The sequence below is a fragment of the Spiroplasma sp. AdecLV25b genome, from assembly GCF_030913225.1.
GTDB lineage: Bacteria > Bacillota_I > Bacilli_A > Mycoplasmatales > VBWQ01 > Spiroplasma_E.
This window is the reverse complement of record NZ_JAQYTS010000007.1, coordinates 1-17,140: the sequence shown is the minus strand read 5'-3', so window position 1 is coordinate 17,140 and position 17,140 is coordinate 1. Positions and strand designations below refer to the sequence as shown.

22 protein-coding genes are annotated in these 17,140 nt (G+C 26.0%); all 22 read left to right on the top strand.

Translation table 4 applies throughout. The features are described 5' to 3' along the window. Window positions 1-93: 93 nt before the first annotated feature. Window positions 94-1,287 carry a DNA polymerase III subunit beta gene (dnaN, locus tag RDJ14_RS00745; RefSeq protein ID WP_308149454.1) on the top strand — a complete coding sequence of 398 codons (1,194 nt, stop codon included), beginning with the start codon at window positions 94-96 and terminating at the stop codon, window positions 1,285-1,287. 91 nt (window positions 1,288-1,378) lie between these two features. Next, window positions 1,379-2,149 (top strand): DeoR/GlpR family DNA-binding transcription regulator, encoded by a 771-nt coding sequence (locus RDJ14_RS00740; RefSeq protein ID WP_308149453.1) that lies wholly within the window; start codon window positions 1,379-1,381, stop codon window positions 2,147-2,149. 19 nt (window positions 2,150-2,168) lie between these two features. Beyond that, window positions 2,169-2,603, top strand: coding sequence for an RpiB/LacA/LacB family sugar-phosphate isomerase (locus RDJ14_RS00735; RefSeq protein ID WP_308149452.1), 435 nt, complete (start codon window positions 2,169-2,171; stop codon window positions 2,601-2,603). A gap of 1 nt (window position 2,604) precedes the next feature. Then, the gene (locus tag RDJ14_RS00730) at window positions 2,605-2,910 is read left to right on the top strand and encodes an RpiB/LacA/LacB family sugar-phosphate isomerase (RefSeq protein ID WP_308149451.1); all 306 of its coding nucleotides are present in this window, start codon (window positions 2,605-2,607) and stop codon (window positions 2,908-2,910) included. Further along, on the top strand, window positions 2,876-3,124 hold the full coding sequence (locus tag RDJ14_RS00725) for a hypothetical protein (protein ID WP_308149450.1): 249 nt from the start codon (window positions 2,876-2,878) through the stop codon (window positions 3,122-3,124). Before RDJ14_RS00730 ends, RDJ14_RS00725 begins: the two co-directional genes overlap by 35 nt. Window positions 3,125-3,171: 47 nt before the next feature. Continuing rightward, window positions 3,172-3,495, top strand: a complete 324-nt coding sequence (locus RDJ14_RS00720; protein WP_308149449.1) for a hypothetical protein — start codon at window positions 3,172-3,174, stop codon at window positions 3,493-3,495. After that, window positions 3,461-4,828, top strand: coding sequence for a PTS transporter subunit EIIC (locus RDJ14_RS00715; protein ID WP_308149448.1), 1,368 nt, complete (start codon window positions 3,461-3,463; stop codon window positions 4,826-4,828). The genes RDJ14_RS00720 and RDJ14_RS00715 overlap by 35 nt, the downstream gene beginning before the upstream one ends. Continuing rightward, window positions 4,792-5,070: a hypothetical protein gene (locus RDJ14_RS00710; protein ID WP_308149447.1), complete on the top strand. Its 279-nt coding sequence runs from the start codon at window positions 4,792-4,794 to the stop codon at window positions 5,068-5,070. Before RDJ14_RS00715 ends, RDJ14_RS00710 begins: the two co-directional genes overlap by 37 nt. Before the next feature lie 13 nt (window positions 5,071-5,083). Further along, window positions 5,084-5,581 (top strand): hypothetical protein, encoded by a 498-nt coding sequence (locus RDJ14_RS00705; protein WP_308149446.1) that lies wholly within the window; start codon window positions 5,084-5,086, stop codon window positions 5,579-5,581. Between the two features lie 11 nt (window positions 5,582-5,592). After that, window positions 5,593-5,922 (top strand): PTS lactose/cellobiose transporter subunit IIA, encoded by a 330-nt coding sequence (locus RDJ14_RS00700; protein WP_308149445.1) that lies wholly within the window; start codon window positions 5,593-5,595, stop codon window positions 5,920-5,922. Between the two features lie 20 nt (window positions 5,923-5,942). Beyond that, window positions 5,943-6,758: a hypothetical protein gene (locus RDJ14_RS00695; RefSeq protein ID WP_308149444.1), complete on the top strand. Its 816-nt coding sequence runs from the start codon at window positions 5,943-5,945 to the stop codon at window positions 6,756-6,758. 17 nt (window positions 6,759-6,775) lie between these two features. Further along, window positions 6,776-7,462, top strand: a complete 687-nt coding sequence (locus RDJ14_RS00690; protein WP_308149443.1) for a hypothetical protein — start codon at window positions 6,776-6,778, stop codon at window positions 7,460-7,462. 212 nt (window positions 7,463-7,674) lie between these two features. Next, window positions 7,675-9,597, top strand: coding sequence for a DNA topoisomerase (ATP-hydrolyzing) subunit B (gyrB, locus tag RDJ14_RS00685; protein WP_308149442.1), 1,923 nt, complete (start codon window positions 7,675-7,677; stop codon window positions 9,595-9,597). A gap of 32 nt (window positions 9,598-9,629) precedes the next feature. Then, window positions 9,630-12,104 (top strand): DNA gyrase subunit A, encoded by a 2,475-nt coding sequence (gene gyrA, locus RDJ14_RS00680; protein ID WP_308149441.1) that lies wholly within the window; start codon window positions 9,630-9,632, stop codon window positions 12,102-12,104. 13 nt (window positions 12,105-12,117) lie between these two features. Next, window positions 12,118-13,386: a serine--tRNA ligase gene (gene serS, locus RDJ14_RS00675; RefSeq protein WP_308149440.1), complete on the top strand. Its 1,269-nt coding sequence runs from the start codon at window positions 12,118-12,120 to the stop codon at window positions 13,384-13,386. Window positions 13,387-13,431: 45 nt separating this feature from the next. After that, entirely contained in the window at window positions 13,432-14,025 is a 594-nt protein-coding gene (locus RDJ14_RS00670; protein ID WP_308149439.1) for a hypothetical protein, read from the top strand. Window positions 14,026-14,266: 241 nt separating this feature from the next. Continuing rightward, window positions 14,267-14,587: a hypothetical protein gene (locus RDJ14_RS00665; protein ID WP_308149438.1), complete on the top strand. Its 321-nt coding sequence runs from the start codon at window positions 14,267-14,269 to the stop codon at window positions 14,585-14,587. Further along, window positions 14,487-15,566: a hypothetical protein gene (locus RDJ14_RS00660; RefSeq protein ID WP_308149437.1), complete on the top strand. Its 1,080-nt coding sequence runs from the start codon at window positions 14,487-14,489 to the stop codon at window positions 15,564-15,566. The genes RDJ14_RS00665 and RDJ14_RS00660 overlap by 101 nt, the downstream gene beginning before the upstream one ends. Continuing rightward, entirely contained in the window at window positions 15,533-15,967 is a 435-nt protein-coding gene (locus RDJ14_RS00655) for a hypothetical protein (RefSeq protein ID WP_308149436.1), read from the top strand. Before RDJ14_RS00660 ends, RDJ14_RS00655 begins: the two co-directional genes overlap by 34 nt. Further along, entirely contained in the window at window positions 15,967-16,350 is a 384-nt protein-coding gene (locus RDJ14_RS00650; protein ID WP_308149435.1) for a hypothetical protein, read from the top strand. Before RDJ14_RS00655 ends, RDJ14_RS00650 begins: the two co-directional genes overlap by 1 nt. Beyond that, on the top strand, window positions 16,343-16,567 hold the full coding sequence (locus RDJ14_RS00645; protein ID WP_308149434.1) for a hypothetical protein: 225 nt from the start codon (window positions 16,343-16,345) through the stop codon (window positions 16,565-16,567). The genes RDJ14_RS00650 and RDJ14_RS00645 overlap by 8 nt, the downstream gene beginning before the upstream one ends. Before the next feature lie 131 nt (window positions 16,568-16,698). Beyond that, window positions 16,699-16,986 (top strand): hypothetical protein, encoded by a 288-nt coding sequence (locus RDJ14_RS00640; RefSeq protein ID WP_308149433.1) that lies wholly within the window; start codon window positions 16,699-16,701, stop codon window positions 16,984-16,986. Window positions 16,987-17,140: the final 154 nt, after the last annotated feature.

Below are 17,140 nucleotides of genomic sequence, written 5' to 3'. Positions count from 1 at the left end.
AAATAAAAGTTATTAACATTAATCCACATTATAATAATATTAATAGTTAATTATAATAATATTAATTATTAATATAGAAAATAGGAGAAAACAATGAAATTTGAGATAAAAAGTTCTAATCTATTAAAAATATTAAAAAAAATTATTAAAATCACTCTTTCTAATACTACTTATGAAGAATTATCATGTTTTTTATTAGAAATTGAAAATGACAAAATAGTACTTACTGCTTCTAATGGAAATTTATCAATGAAAACAGAATTAGAAAAAAACGACGAATATTTAAAAATTATTAAAACCGGTTCGGTTTTAATAAATGCTAAAATTATGCATGATATTTTTAATAAACTAGAGGATGAATGGTTTTTATTTGAACTTAAAATTAATAATTTAATCATTAGTAATTTTAAAAACAATAATAACAATGATTTTATTTTTAAACTTAGTACTATGACAATTGAAAAATTTCCAAAAATTACTTTTGACAAAGAAATAGAAAATAAAGTATCGTTTAAAAAAACATTATTACAAAATATTAATGATCAAATTGCATTTGCAATTAATACCAATAATAATAGTAAACCAGCGTTAACTGGAATTAATTTTAAATTTTCTAATAAGAAATTATATATTACTGCCACTGATGGATATTGTTTAGCAAAAAAAACAATTCCTTATTTAGAAGAAATAAAGGTTGATAATAAAGAATTTAACATTCCAGTTTATTTACTAAATGAAATTGACAAAATTACTAATGACTTAAATAAAAATGTTAATTTTTATTTTGAAAATAATTTAAATTTAATTATTGAAATTGACAATTATTTATTTCAAACGAGAATGATTGAAGGAATTTATCCAAACACTGATGATATTATTAAAAATATTTTAGAAAAAGAGAAAACAATTGTTGAAATTAATAATGTTAAAGATTTTTTAAATATTATTGAATTATCGATTATTCTTTCTAAAAAAGATACTTCGCCAATGATTCAATTTTTAATAAATACTAGAACTAATGATTTTAAAATTAATTGTTTATCAAATAATGATAATATCGGTGAAGTTATTGAACAATTTAAAAAATTCAATTTTATTAAAAATAAAAATATTGATGAGCAAATAAAAGTTGTTTTTAATTCAAAACTAATTATTCATGCAATAAAATCATTTTATAAATGCAAAACAATATCATTAAGTATTTCTTGACCAAAAAATTATACTATTATTCAAAGTGAAGAAGAAATTGGATTATTACAACTAGTATTACCAATTGGCGAAAAATAATTATATCTTAATTTAAAATAAAGTTTTAAATTAAGATATAATATGTTAAAATTTAAACGAATTTAAGAAAACATAACAGGTGAAAAAAAAGATGCACAAATTAGAACGAAAAAAACTGATTATTGAACTGTTAGAAACTAATGGTTTTATTAAAATCAGTGATTTATATAAAAATAAAAAATTAAAAAATATTTCACCAATGACAATTAATAGAGACTTAAATGCCATGAAAAAAGAAGGTATTTTAGAAACAGTTTGGGGTGGCATTCAAATTCCTGGATATAATTTTTGAACTACACAAGAAACAAGCAGAGAAGAAAAAACACAAATATCTAGTATTGAAAAAAATAAAATTGCTAAAATAGCAGGTGAAAAAATTATAGAAAATGATGTTATTTTTATTGGAACAGGTACTACACTTGAAGAAATAGTAAACTTTTTAAATGGAAAAAATGTTACTGTAGTTACTAATTCTCATTTTATTGCATTAAATTGTTATAAGTATAGTAATATCACTTTAATTTTAATTGGTGGACGATTAAGAAAAAAATCTGGTGCATATGTTGGAGAGTTAGCAAATAAAAATATTAAAACACTTCATTTTAATCATTGTTTTATTGGTGCTAATGGTATTGATTATAATGGCATTTATAATTCAAATCTTGAAGAAGGGACCATTAATGAAATAGTTTTAAACAACTCTAAAAATCGTTATATTTTAGTTACTAATGATAAATTTAATAAAACAGATTTTGTTCAATTTTATAGTATTAAAAATATTCATTGTGTTATTACTGACAAAGAAATAGAAACAGAAAAATTTTTATCTCATAATTCAAATCTTAAATTCATAATTACTTAACAAAGAAAAGGAGATTTTTATGAAAATAGCAATTGGTGCATTAAATGTATCAAAAGAATATTATGAAGAATTAGTAAAATTTATTGAAAAAGAATTAAAGCTAACAGTTTCCTCGAAATTTGTTGATGAGAATATTGTAAAAGTTAACAAAAAAATAAATAGTTTATTAGAAAATAAATTTGTTGATTTAGCAGTTATGATAGAACCATTTGGAATTGCATCATTTATGATTGGAAGCAAAAATAAAAATGTAATTTGTGCACCAGCATGTGATGAATTAACAGCAAAAATGACTAAAAGACATAATAATTCTAATTTACTAATTATTGCTAGTGCCATTACTGGTTTAGAAATGGCAAAACAAATTAGTAAAAACTTTTTAACTACACCATATGATGGTGGTAGACATCAAGTAAGGGTTGATATGTTAAAAAGTTTATTAGAAGGTGAATAATATGAAAATAGCGATTGGATGCGATCATACAGTTACTGATATTAAAAATAAACTAATAAAACTATTAGAAACTATGAATCATGAAGTTATTGATTGTGGAACTAATGATAATGAACGTACACATTATCCAATTTTTGGTCATAAAGTTGGTGTTTTAGTTGCAACTAATAAAGTTGACAAAGGTATCGTTTTATGTGGAACAGGAGTTGGAATTGCTAACAGTGTTAATAAAATTAAAGGTGTGCGTTGCGCTTTAGTGAGAGAACCTTTAATTGCAACAAAAAGCAGTAAGTGATTTTGATATTAATGTTATTGCTTTTGGTGGTTGAATTAATGGTATTGGTTTAATTGAAGAAATAGTTACTACGTTTGTTAATGCTAAGTATGAAAATAAAAATAAAGACATAATAAAAACAATTAATGATTTAATTGTCAATGAAAATTATCAAGATGATATTTTAAAAAAGAAATTTTGCTTTGAGAAGAAGGAAAATATCACGATTAGTGCTAAATATAAATAAGTTCTAAATAGGACTTTAAAAATTATAAGAAAGGAAATTTTTTTACTATGTTAATCGAAAAAGACAAAAGTAAAAAGAAAATCGATACCTTTTTAAATAAATATATGATTCCGATTTTACAAAAATTAGCTGGTAACATGTATTTAAGAAGTCTAATGGAAGGTTTCTATGTAACATTGCCAATTATTGTTTTTTCTTCACTCGTTGGAATTATTATGTGAATACCACCAGCATTTGCTGGTAATACTAATTTATTTCCATTAGAATTAAGAATGTTTTTAAATCGTTTATATATTTTTACGATGGGACTTGTATCAATTTGATTTGTATTTGGATATGGGTCAAAAGTTAAATCAAAAATTACCAGTTAATCGCCAAATCAATTTAATTATGGTTGGTTTCGCTGCATCATCTTCTTTATTCATGATGTCAGTAGGAGGAATTTTTGCACTTGATGGAAATGGTAATCCAACTGAAAATTTTGCTTCAATATTTATTGGAAATTTAGGTTCAACAGGTATGTTAACAGCTATTATTATCGGGTTAATTTTGCCTTGAATTTTTTATTTACCTGTAAGATTTAATTGAACTATTAGATTACCAAAAGTTGTACCACAAGGAGTATCACAATCTTTTGCTGATATTATTCCATATGGTTTATCAGTGATGGTATTTTGAGGTTTTGGTTATATTTTTATTCAATTTTTAGGAATGAGTTTTACTGATGCTTTATTTTCAGCGATTAAACCAGTTTTTAGTGGTTTAGATTCATATGGTTTTTTAGCAGTTATGTCATTTTTTACCTCTTTAATTTGATTTATAGGAATTCATGGACCTTCTGTAACAAGACCATTTTTAACACCATTTATGTATAATAATTTAGCAGATAATCAAGCACTATTTGCCCAAGGATTACATTCACACTGAGCTTTAACATATGAGTTTTCTTATGATTTCTCTAGTACATTGGGTGGAACAGGTACTACATTTGTAGTACCACTAATTTTAATTTTATTTTGTAAATCAAAACAATTAAAAATTGTTGGATTTGCTTCTTATATTCCGATTTGGTTCCAAGTTAATGAACCTGCATTATTTGGGGTGCCACTAATTTTAAATCCAATTGTCTTTATTCCTTTTACTATAATCCCAATTATAAATGTTGAATTATATAAAATGTTTATTGATGTATTTGGTATGAATGGTGCGATTGCTGATGTTCCTTGATCAATGCCTGCTATCATTGGATTAGAGTTAGGAACAGGATTGCAGGGCTGACAACCAGCGCTACTATGAATAATAATGTGTACTATTGATTTTGTCTTATGGATACCATTCTTGTTAGTATTTGATCGATTAGTTTGCAAAGATGAAATATTAAAAGCAGAAACAGAAAAACTAATTAAACCTTTACATTATAATTATTGATCAATTTTTCAATCATGATTAGTAAGTAAAACTGGTTTTAATAAAAATATTAAAGGAAAATATCAACTTCAATATCAACAAGTAATGAGTGACATTAAAATCGAAAAATACAAAAAACAAGAATTTAAAGAAATTTTAAAAAAACAAGAATTATTAAATAAAAAAGATACCAAAATTAAAGTAATAAATGCCCAAAAACACGTTTTAATAATTTGTTATGGTGTTCTGGTACTTCAGCTATGTTTGCTGAATCTGCACGCATTGGAGCACAATTAAAAGGTATTACTAATATTACATTTGATTCTTCGGCTTATGGTAATCACAAAATATTAATGAAAAATATGGATTTAATTATTTTAGCGCCACAGTTATCAGTTTATATGGATGAAATTAAACTTGATACTGCAGAATATGGTTCAAATATTGTTGAAACTAGAGGTCGTGAATATATTAAATATAGTAATGATCCCAAATTAGCAATTGAATTTGTTTTAAAAAACTTAGAAAATAAAGTGTAAAAAGGAAAAGAAAATGAAATTAAAAAATCATCATCAGATTGCTTGAATTTATATTATTAGTTTTTTAACTATTATTATTTTGACAACATTAATATTATTATCCACAAAAATCTTAATTAATACTTCTTATTTGTTAACACTTATGTTTTTAATAATAATGATAATATTTAATGTTTCATTTTTCTACCTTCCATTTTGTTTTAAAAAGTTTAAATATCCTTTAATAAATTTAGAAATTACAGAAAAAAAGATTTTAAACTTTATTAAACCTAAATATTTATGAACAATAATTATTCCTAGTTTAATTAGTTTAATATCAGTTTTAATTATTATGTTTACAATTGTAATTTCACCTAATAATTTATTAAATGTATACCAAATTTTGTTCTTAATTGGCTTTTGAATAGTAGTGTGTGTTATTAATTGTTCTTATTTGCTTGTATGTATTAAATTTTATAGTGATTATCAACCAGAAAAGCAAATTGATTTTGCTTTTAAAAGAAAAAAATAAGGAGAAAAAGTATGACTAAAAATGAAATATCTGAAAAAGGATTTGAAATTGTTGCGCTTGCTGGCGATGCCCGTTCATTGTATTTAAAAGCCATTAAATTAATCAAAAAAAGAGAATATGAAAAAGCTAAAATGGAAATTAGTGAAGCAAATGATATTTTAAAAGAAGCCCATCAATGTCAAATGGACTTACTAACAGAAGAAGGCAAAGGTAAATATTCTGATTTAACTTTAATTATGGCTCATGGTCAAGACCATTTAATGACTGCTATTCTATTAAAAGAATTATTAGAAATTGTATTTCTTGATTTGTATCAAGATTTACATAGCATTCAAAAATAACTACGAAAAGAGGTGTCCTTTTGAAAAGAATATTAAAAATGTTATCAATATGTGGATTTACTATTATTACACCATTAAGTACAACTGCTTGTTCAACATCCAGAACAATTAATTCTTTAGAAAGTCCTAGCGGACATGTCATTAAGGCAACTAATCCGCCAATTACAGGTTATAATAGTACCCAATACTCTGACATTACTTATTGAAGTAATGACTCAATATCATCAAGTAATTACAAAAATATTTTTATGGAAAATTTGAATGCTAATTTACTAACACCACCAACAAATTTTGATTATTATAATATGGCTAATAGCGTTAATGGAAAAATTGATAAAGATGCTTATTTAATAACAGGTGATGATACTACTAATGTTAATGTAGCAATGTTATTACTAGCCAAATATGAACTAAATTCAACTAAACCAAAAATTACTAACATTAAAGATGCTTATAATCAATATAATAAAGATTTTAAAATAGACTTTTATCAACAAAGTAGTGATATACCAACAAATAAATTTACTATTGAAAAAATTGAAAATAAATATAATCCAGGTATAACATATAAATTATCATTTTTACTAAGTATTAGTGTTACAGATGAAGGTAATAAAGATGGTTTTGTTGGTGCCCGAAAAAAAGTTGTAGCCTCAAAAGATTTTAAAACTGATATTTCAGAAAATTATCAAGAACAAGCAAACCATCAATATTTAATTGATACTAACGATAGTAACTTAACAGGATATAACAAAACAGATAATAAAGTTTATTATACAAATAAAAAAGACTTTGATTATCGTTTTGCTATTGATATTGTTTTCACTGTTGTTTAATTTAAGGAAAAAAGAACATGCGTTTACCTTTAAAAACTTTGTTTTCATGTTTATTAATAATAATTTTTCCTTTAAATACTATTGCTTGTGGAATTCATTATGAAAGATTAAATAAAGATGTCAGCAAATGAGATATTGATTCAATTTTTAATAATACTAATTTATTAAAATCCATTAATGATTCAAAAACAATTGATTTAAATAATAATTCACTTCATAATTTTTATGAACCATGCTTTGTTAATAAAAATATTGAAAAAGCGCATGCACAAAATCCTAATGTTTACTTTTTAAATAATGTAGAAGGTGTTTATATCCCTGTTCTGCCATTTGTTAATCAAGCAATCGTTAATTATGAAAAACATACTAATAATGGTATAAATGGCTTAGATAATTTAGAAAAAATTAAACAAAATATAAAATTTAGTTATTTACAATTGAATAATCATTCAGAAATTTATGTAAAACCTGATTCTAATATTGAAAGTGGCTTAATAAATGATAGTGACATTTACCATGAAAGCGATACTATTCCCGATGATGCTACTTTATTTACGCTTGTATTTGATACATCACAAAACACACAAGGTTATCAGTCAGTTTCTACAACTTTAAACTTAAATTTAATTGGAATTAACGGTCCTGATAAATATTTTGGCATTCAAGATAGCATAAAATTTGGTGTAACTATTTCTTGATTTTAGTTTAAAAACTTAATATTTATTAAATAATAAACTTTAAAAATACAGGTTGTTTTAAAGCAAAAAAAATGTATAATTTATAAATAGAGATATATACTAAAATATAATTTTTCGAGAAAAAAGGTAAATCTTTTTTAAATTATTTTTATAAAGTTTAAATGTTTTCATTAAATTAATAATGAAAACATTTAATAGTTAGAGAGAGTGAAAAAATAGTGAGTACCGTAACCCCCCTTAATACATATAATGCTAGTTCCATTCAGGTATTAGAAGGATTAGAAGCAGTTAGAAAAAGACCGGGTATGTATATTGGTTCAACTGCAGAAAGAGGACTGCATCATTTAGTATGAGAAATTATTGATAATTCAATTGATGAAGCACTGGCTGGTTTTTGTACAAAAATTACTGTAATTATTACTAAGAATAATGAAATTATTGTTAAAGATAATGGTCGTGGTATTCCAACTGATGTCCATCCAAAAACTAATATTTCCACAGTAGAAACAGTTTTTACTACTCTTCACGCTGGTGGTAAATTTGACAATGGTTCATATAAAGTATCTGGTGGTCTACATGGTGTTGGTGCTTCAGTTGTTAATGCTTTAAGCAAGTATTTAGAAGTTACTATTTATCGTGATGGTAATATTTACTTTCAAAGGTATGTTAATGGTGGTAATTCTGAATTGCCACTAGCAATTATTGGCAAAAGTGATAAAACAGGAACAAGTGTATTATTTAAACCAGATGAAACTATTTTTACTGAAACAACTACTTTTAGTTTTATTATCATTAAAACAAGATTAAGACAATTAGCTTTTTTAAATAAAGGTCTTACTATTCAAGTTATTGATGAACGAGAAAATAAAGAAGAAACTTTTTATTATGAAGGTGGAATTAAAGAGTATGTTTCTTATTTAAATGAGAAATTTGAACCTTTAAAACATGAAATTATTTATGGCGAACTTGAAATTGGTAATATTAATACTGAAATAGCTTTTCAATATAACGAAAGTGAAGAAGCACAATTATTCTCATTTTGTAATAATATTAATACTCCCGAAGGTGGAACTCATGAAGATGGTTTCCGTTTAGCTTTAGCAAGAGAATTAAATTCATATGCACGAAAAAATAATCTTTTAAAAAACAATGAAGAAGCGTTTACTGGTGATGATGTTAAAGAAGGATTATTAGCTATTATTTCAATCAAACACCCGAATCCTCAATATGAAGGGCAAACTAAAACTAAATTAGGCAACTCTGAAGTTAGGAAAATTGTTTCAGGTGCAACAGGAAAGTTTATTAATAAATTTTTATTAGAGAACCCTAGTGAAGCTAAAATTATCATTAATAAAGTTATTTTATCTGTAAGTGCGCGTTTAGCTTCAAAAAAAGCACGCGAAAATGTGATGACTGCACGAAAAAATCCTTTACAATTTTCTAATTTACCTGGTAAATTAGCAGATTGTTCATCAAAAGATCCAACTAAAACTGAAGTTTTTCTTGTGGAAGGAGAATCAGCTGGTGGTACTGCTAAATTAGGAAGAAGTAGAGAAATTCAAGCTATTTTACCTTTAAGAGGAAAAATTATAAATGTTGAAAAAGCGCGTTTGCTAAAAGTTTTTGCTGATGAAGAAATAAATAATCTTATTATTTCTTTTGGCTGTGGTGTTGGTAAAGAATTTAATATTACTAAAACTCGCTATCACAAAATTGTTGTTATGACCGATGCTGATGTCGATGGTTCGCATATTAGAACATTATTATTAACATTCTTTTATCGTTATATGCGCCCTTTAATTGATGCTGGTTATATATATATTGCTCAACCACCATTATATAAATTTTATAGTGGTAAGTTTGTTAAATACGCTTATAGCGATCAAGAATTACAAGATATTAAAAATAATTTTACCGGAACTAATTACAATATCCAACGTTATAAAGGATTAGGAGAAATGAACGCCACCCAATTATGGGAAACAACTATGAATCCAGAAAATAGAATCTTATGGAAAGTAAGTATTGATGATGCATCAGAAGCAGATGAAACATTTTCAATCTTAATGGGAAAAGATGTGTTTCCTCGAAAAGAATTTATTCAAGAAAATGCTAAGTATGTTAAAAACATTGATGCTTAAAAATCAATAAAATATGATCCAGGAGTGAATTTATGAGTGAAGAAACCATAATAAATAAATATAATCGTAATATTTCTGAAGAAATGAGAAATAGTTTTTTAGAGTATTCAATGTCAGTTATTGTATCAAGAGCATTACCAGATGCACGTGACGGATTAAAACCTGTTCACCGTAGGATTTTGTATTCGCTAGCAATTTTAGGAATGACCTATGATAAACCATACAAGAAATCAGCACGTGTTGTTGGTGAATGTATTGGTAAATTTCATCCACACGGTGATACTGCTGTTTATGAAACAATGGTAAGAATGTCACAAGAATTTAACTATCGTTATCCATTGGCAGATGGCCAAGGTAACTTTGGATCAATTGATGGTGATAGCGCTGCTGCTATGCGTTATACTGAAGTAAGAATGAGTAAAATGGCAGGCGAGTTAGTAAAAGATTTAAATAAAGAAACTGTCTCATTTGTTGATAATTATGATGGTGCGGAAAAAGAACCTAGTGTGATGCCTGCTTATTTTCCCAATTTACTTGTCAATGGAACTACAGGTATTGCTGTCGGAATGGCTACAAGTATTCCTCCTCATAATTTAAATGAAATTATTGAAGCAATTATTTATGTTGCTAAAAATCCAGAATGTGACATTATGGAGATATTGGATATTATTAAAGGTCCTGATTTTCCAACAGGAGCTATGATTTTAGGTGTTAATTCAATTAAAAACGCTTACTTAAATGGTAGAGCATCTATTACTGTGCGCAGTAAAACTAAAATAGAAAAATTACCTAGTGGCAAAGCAGCTATTATTGTGGAGGAGATTCCTTATCAAACTAATAAAATTAATCTGATAAATAATATTGTTAAAGCAGTACAAGAAAAAAAAGTAAATTATATTACTGATTTACGCGATGAATCAAACCGTGAAGGTATTAGATTAGTGTTAGAAATTAAAAATATTGATCATGCTGAACTTATTTTAAATCAATTATATAAATTTACTTCACTACAAACATATTTTACAATTAATTTATTAGCATTACATAATAAACAACCAAAAGTAATGAACTTGAAAGAATTAATAGAAATCTATATTACCCACCAAATTGAAATTATTATTAAAAAAGCCAACTTTGAATTGAAAAAACATGAACATCAATTTCATATTATTTCAGGTCTTGTTAAAGCATTAAAAAATATTAATACTATAATTGAATTAATTAAAGCTTCTAAAAAAACAGACGAAGCTTTATTTGAATTACAAAATAAATTAGAGTTTTCTGAAAAGCAAGCAAAAGCGATTTTAGAAATGAGATTGCAACGTTTAACTGGTTTAGAGCAAGAAAAACTAAGTAATGAATTAGTATTAATTGGAGAAGAAATCACTCGCTTAAGAATCTTAATTAACGAACCTGAAAAACAAGTTGAATTAATGATTTCGCAATTAACAAATATTAAAGAAAATTATGGAGATGAAAGAAGAACTGAAATTATTGAAAATTATGAAGGAGAAATTATTGATGAAGCTCTAATAAAAGAAGAGCAAGTAGTAATTACACTATCAAAAAGCGGATATATCAAACGTTTACCATTAGATACTTATCGTACCCAAAATCGTGGTGGAGTTGGAGTAAAAGGTGCTGGTGGCGACAATGATATTAATAGTGATGATATTGACAAAGTATTAATTACTTCTACTCATTCTGACTTGTTAATTTTTAGTAATAAAGGTAAAGTCTATCGTATTCGTGCTCACGTAGTCCCTGCTTATTCACGAACAGCCAAAGGCACACCAATTATTAATTTAATTTCTACTGAAAAAAATGAAACAATTAAAACTATAATTTCGTTATCTGATAGTTATGATAAAAAAACTAATCTATTTTTTGTTACTAAAAAAGGTATTATTAAACGTTCAACTTTAGATCAATTTGAATCTATCCGTCAAAATGGAAAGATAGCCATTACTTTAAAACCTAATGACCAATTGGTTAGTGTCTTAAAAACAACAGGTGACAATGAAATTATTATTGCTGTTGCTACAGGTAGAGCAGTAAGAATCCATGAAAGCCAAGTACGAGTAATGTCAAGAACTGCAACTGGTGTTAAAGGAATTGACACAAAAGGGACTCATGTTATTGGTATGTGTGCTAACCAAGACACTAATTTGGTTTTATCAATTAGTGAAAAAGGATATGGTAAAATTAGTCCATTTGATGAGTATCGCCTATTAAATCGTGGTGGTAAAGGTGTGATTTCAATGAAATTAACACCAAAAACTGGAAAATTAATTGAAATAAATACAATAGATAACACTTATAGTACTAATGATTTATTAATAATTACTTTAAAAGGAACTGTTATTAGATTTTCACTTGAAGATATTAGAACAACAGGAAGAAATACGATTGGTGTAAAACTAATTAGATTTAAAACAGAGGATGATGCTATTTCCTCGATTGTAACAATTCCTATTACTAAAGAAAAAACTATTTTTGTTGAATAATCAGAGGTGAAAAATGATAGATATAGAAAAAATTCGTAATAATATTGAAGAAACTATTGCAAAATTAAAAACAAGAAATCAAGACTATAGTAAAGAACTAAATAATATATTGAAATTAGATTTAAAAATTCGCAGTTTAAAAACTAAAAATCAACAGTTTGAAGCAGAAAGTAACAAACAGTCTAAAAAAATTGGTGAATTAATTAGCCTTAAAAAAAATCAAGAAGTAAATCAAATTAAAGAAAAAATGAGTACTTTAAAAAAAGAAATTATGATTAATAATCAAGAAATAAACAAAATTGAATTTGAAATAAACGATTTAATGGCTAAAATCCCTAATATTCCTCATTTTTCTGTACCTGTTGGTAAAGATGAACATGATAATGTTGAAATTAGAAAATGAGGCAAAATTACTAAAGAAAAAAGCAATCCCCATTGGGATATTGCTGAAGCATTGGATATAATTGATTTTTCACGTGCGACTAAACTTAGTGGCACAAGATTTATTATGTATAAAAATAAAGGTGCACTTTTAGTAAGGGTATTAATGAATTTTATGATTGATTCGCATATAAAAAAAGGATATGTTGAATTTTTACCACCTTTAATTGTTAACAAGGAAAACTTATTTGGTACTGGACAGTTACCTAAATTTAGTGAAGATTTATTTCAATTAACTAATGAACAATATCTAATTCCAACAGCCGAAGTACCATTAACTAATATTTATCGCAATGAAATTATTGAGTTTTCTCAATTACCTATTAAAATGTGTGCTTATACGCCTTGTTTTCGTTCAGAAGCAGGTTCAGCAGGTAGAGATACGAGAGGTATTATTAGATTACATCAATTCAATAAAGTAGAACTAGTACAGATTGTTGAACCTGAGAAATCTTACCAAGCATTAGAAGAACTTACAAATAATGCCGAATCAATTTTAAAAAGTCTTAATATTCCATATCGAGTTATTAGTCTTTGTACAGGAGATATGGGTTTTAGTTCTGCTAAAACTTATGATTTGGAATTATGAATGCCATCACAAAATTGTTATCGTGAAGTTTCTTCATGTAGTAATTGTGAAGATTTTCAAAGTAGAAGAATGAAAACAAGAAGTAAAAATGATGATAATTGTAAAATTATCCCTCATACTTTAAATGGTTCTGGTTTAGCTATTGATCGTGTTGTAGCAGCAATCTTAGAAAATTTTTACAATGAAAAAACAAAAGTATTAAATATTCCTGAGGTATTACAACCTTATATGAATAATTTAAAAACTATCTAAGCTTAAAATTGTTTCACGTGAAACAATTTTAGAAGGATTGTAAAAATGACAGAAATAGAAAAATTATTAGAAATGAATTATGAACATGTATGTGATTATCTTAAAAATAAATATGGAAATATTCCAAAAGATTATTTTGTAGATGAAACAATGACTAAAAAAACACAAGGTATAACAAGAGGGAAAGAAGGATTGTATATTCATCATATTGATGAAGATAAAGCAATATTATTATCTACACCTGAATGAGCTAGGATTTCACCCTTTGATTATCAAAAAGCTGATAGATTAGTTTATTGTAACTTATTAGAACATTTAGTCTTGCATATCAAAATATTTGAATACCCTCATCCTAACAAAAATCCAATGATGGCTGTTGGAGTTGGGGGCATTTATGGATTTATAGTTCCTGAATTAAATGATATTTACAGTGGAATTCAATATAAACAACCATGAAAACAACAGGTTATTAAAAATATTATTTCTTTAAAAAATGAATATTTCAAATGTATTAAAAAATTAATAGAACTTAATTTTCCTTATTCGTTGTTAAGTTCGTTTAATACGAATTATGGTTTATGAAATAACGAAAATAATCAAGAAATATATGAACAATTAAAGAAACTAGGTGCAAAATAATTAAAAAAATTATTGGTGAATAAGATAAAAAAAGAAGTTATTAAATAACAATCCATTCCTTAAAAGATGGATTTTTTCTTTTTTAAGTGAATCTAAAAGTAAAGAAAGTGATGATTTTTTTGATATTTTAAATTTTTTTGTTAAAAATCTTTTCTTTTGCAAATAATTAGTAATATAATAAAAACATGGGAAAAGTGGGATATTTATCATTAATTTAAAACTTTGAGAATGGAGTTCAAACATGCAAACTATAGAAAAAAAGGAAAAAAATAAAGTATTATCAAAATCATCATCAGCAAAAATAAAAAGCGAAATTAAATTAGTACCCCAATGAAAAATTTTTCCTTTTGTAATTAACAACGGCGCGATTGGTTTGAGTGAAACTGGATATAAACCTGTTAATAGCAAAATTACTGACTTTGGAAAATATGAGCTAATTATTACTGGTGATTCTCCTGTCGTTGTTATATGAAAAAATAGTACCAAAATTTATCAAAAAAAACAAAGGAACAACAAACCCTGAAACAAAAATTATAGCTGGTCAAGATCAATTTTATACTAAGCAATATCAAATCGATGATTATTGAGAGGGTGCATTAATTGAAGATATTAGTGGTGTTGATTTTTCAACTTTAGTTTCAAATAGTATTTATAAAACAATCACAACTAAAAGAACTTACAAATTAGTTTTAACGACTGAAAGACTAACTGTTAATGACTATCTTCAATTTTTTGTAGTATTCAATGATAATAATCAAAATATTGGTGGTGATATTAGTAATCAAGACCGACAACTACTTTATTTGTCAGAAGTAGTTAATTCATATGATAAAGATACTGGTAAATTTGTTGCCCAAACTTTAACATTGAGTAGTTTAAATGATAAATTACAAGCTAGTGGTCAAACAACGCTAGGTTTTATTCAATACGCAAGCCCTGGTAGTGGTTATGCGTTTCCAGTCATTAAAAATGGTGTTGTTACATTAAACCCTGATTTAATGCGTGATATCGGAGTTTTATTTGCTCATCGCCAATCATATGGAATGGAATTATTAAGTAGTTGTTATTACTATGGTCGACCAATTATTCAAGGCCAAAAACCAATGCAAATTGATAATCAAGAAATATACGAACAAAAAATTTATGCTTCAAGACGTTTATTTATTGCAGGTAATAATGAATTTAGTAGCACCGATGTAAAAAATAACGGTGGTTTATTTGCGGGACTTAATGATCAAATTACAACAAACTTTCATCCAGAAACAACTTTTTACAATATCATGGATGCTACACCAACTGGCTATCAAAACTTTAAAGATTGAAAAGCGTGAATTAGTTCATCAATTGGAATTCTACCTGATGCTGGTGTCAAAAAAGATTTTAAAGGTGTTTTAAAATTTGATAATACCAAAGCATCAAAAAGTAACAGTGAAAAATTACTGATGCCAAAGTTTTTTGAGATAGTTTATGAAACATTGATAATATTAGTGGAATTTATAATGTTGAAATGAGTTCATATTTTAAAGTTAAAAATCCATTAAATCTTACCTTGATTGGTAGTCCAACTTTTGACTATTCTAAAATCACACAAAAATATATGAGTTCAATTTTAAACTTTAATGGCACAATTTTTAGTCATTTATTACAAATGCCATATGATAGTGAACAATGAATTCCATTTTCTTTTAGCAATATCCCTATTGTTGGAAAATATTTAAATCAATTGAATTTAGGAATTCCATTTGGTTTCATTTTAGGTCAAGACTCAAAACAATATCAAAAAATGCCATATTTTAATGGTTTTATGTCAGCATTTTTCACCAATGCTCTAACAGATGTTTTTGGTAAAAGCGGACTAATTCCACTAAATCTTTTTAGCAATAACTCGGAAAATGAAATTGGAAAATTACTTGGTACTAATATTTCAACAACAGCATTTTAATGAAATTAACAGATCGTATTAGCATATATCCTTGAAATTTGGATGGGAAAAAATTAACAACACTTGAACAAATTAGCACCGTTGACTTATCACAAATACGTAATGACAAAGTTTATGCTATGGCAGAAGATACGGAGTTTTTAGATATTGCAAGTCCATTAACTAATAAAGATATTGAAATGCAATGAAATCCAACTCCAGATGGTATAGCACCAGGAGCAAACTATGCATATATTATTGACTACATTGTGACCCAATCTTTACATCAAGACGAAGAACGTCATACCTTCTACAGCAATAATCCAATTGCTAATAATGTTAATGAGATTTCAGTTGCTCAATATCGTTTTAATAATAGTGCATTTTACTGGCAATATGTTTAATTGAACAACTCAATATAAAACTAATCATGATGAATATGAAGAAACTGAAGAAACGACTTTTAGTTATCCAGCAAGTATATTATCACCTGATCCGATGAATGTTGCTAAACAAATAGTTATTATTCCTACTAATCCAAGTTTAGAAATTAACTTTGATAACGCTTTATTATTTGATATGGTTAATCGTGAAGTGTTTTATTATCCTAATCAATGATAAGCTAGTGAATTACCAAAAATTAAACCTTTAGAAATTAACTTTGATATTAGATCTAAAGTAGACCCTTCATTATTAATTAATACTTTTGAAGATTTAAAAAGATTTTATAAAAGTATAGATGTATTTGTTTCGTGAGAATATGTTACTTTTGAACAAAAAATGGTAAACCAACTGTTTTAAGCAATTATATTTTAAATAGTAGTGAAGAATTTTCTAATAAAACACAATCAATAGTTTTTACTAAAACTTTAGAAGAATTACTATATTATGATGATAATAAACAATTTGTTCAGAAAGATGATAATTATCAAATTAATGTAATTGGTGGCAATCAAGATTATACTGGTTTAGCTATAGTAGGAGTTAAAATAAATAATACTAATAATCTTTATAATTTTTGAGCAGAAGTTACTGGTTAAGTCCCGAATCTTATGTAAATTTATTTTTACAGAGCAATATTTCTCATATCAAATAAATTTAGTTTAATTTATTGTACCATACTTAAAAGTTGGTAGGTTAATCTTATCTAAAATTAATTTTAAAATTCTTATATTCGTCCATATTAATATGAAC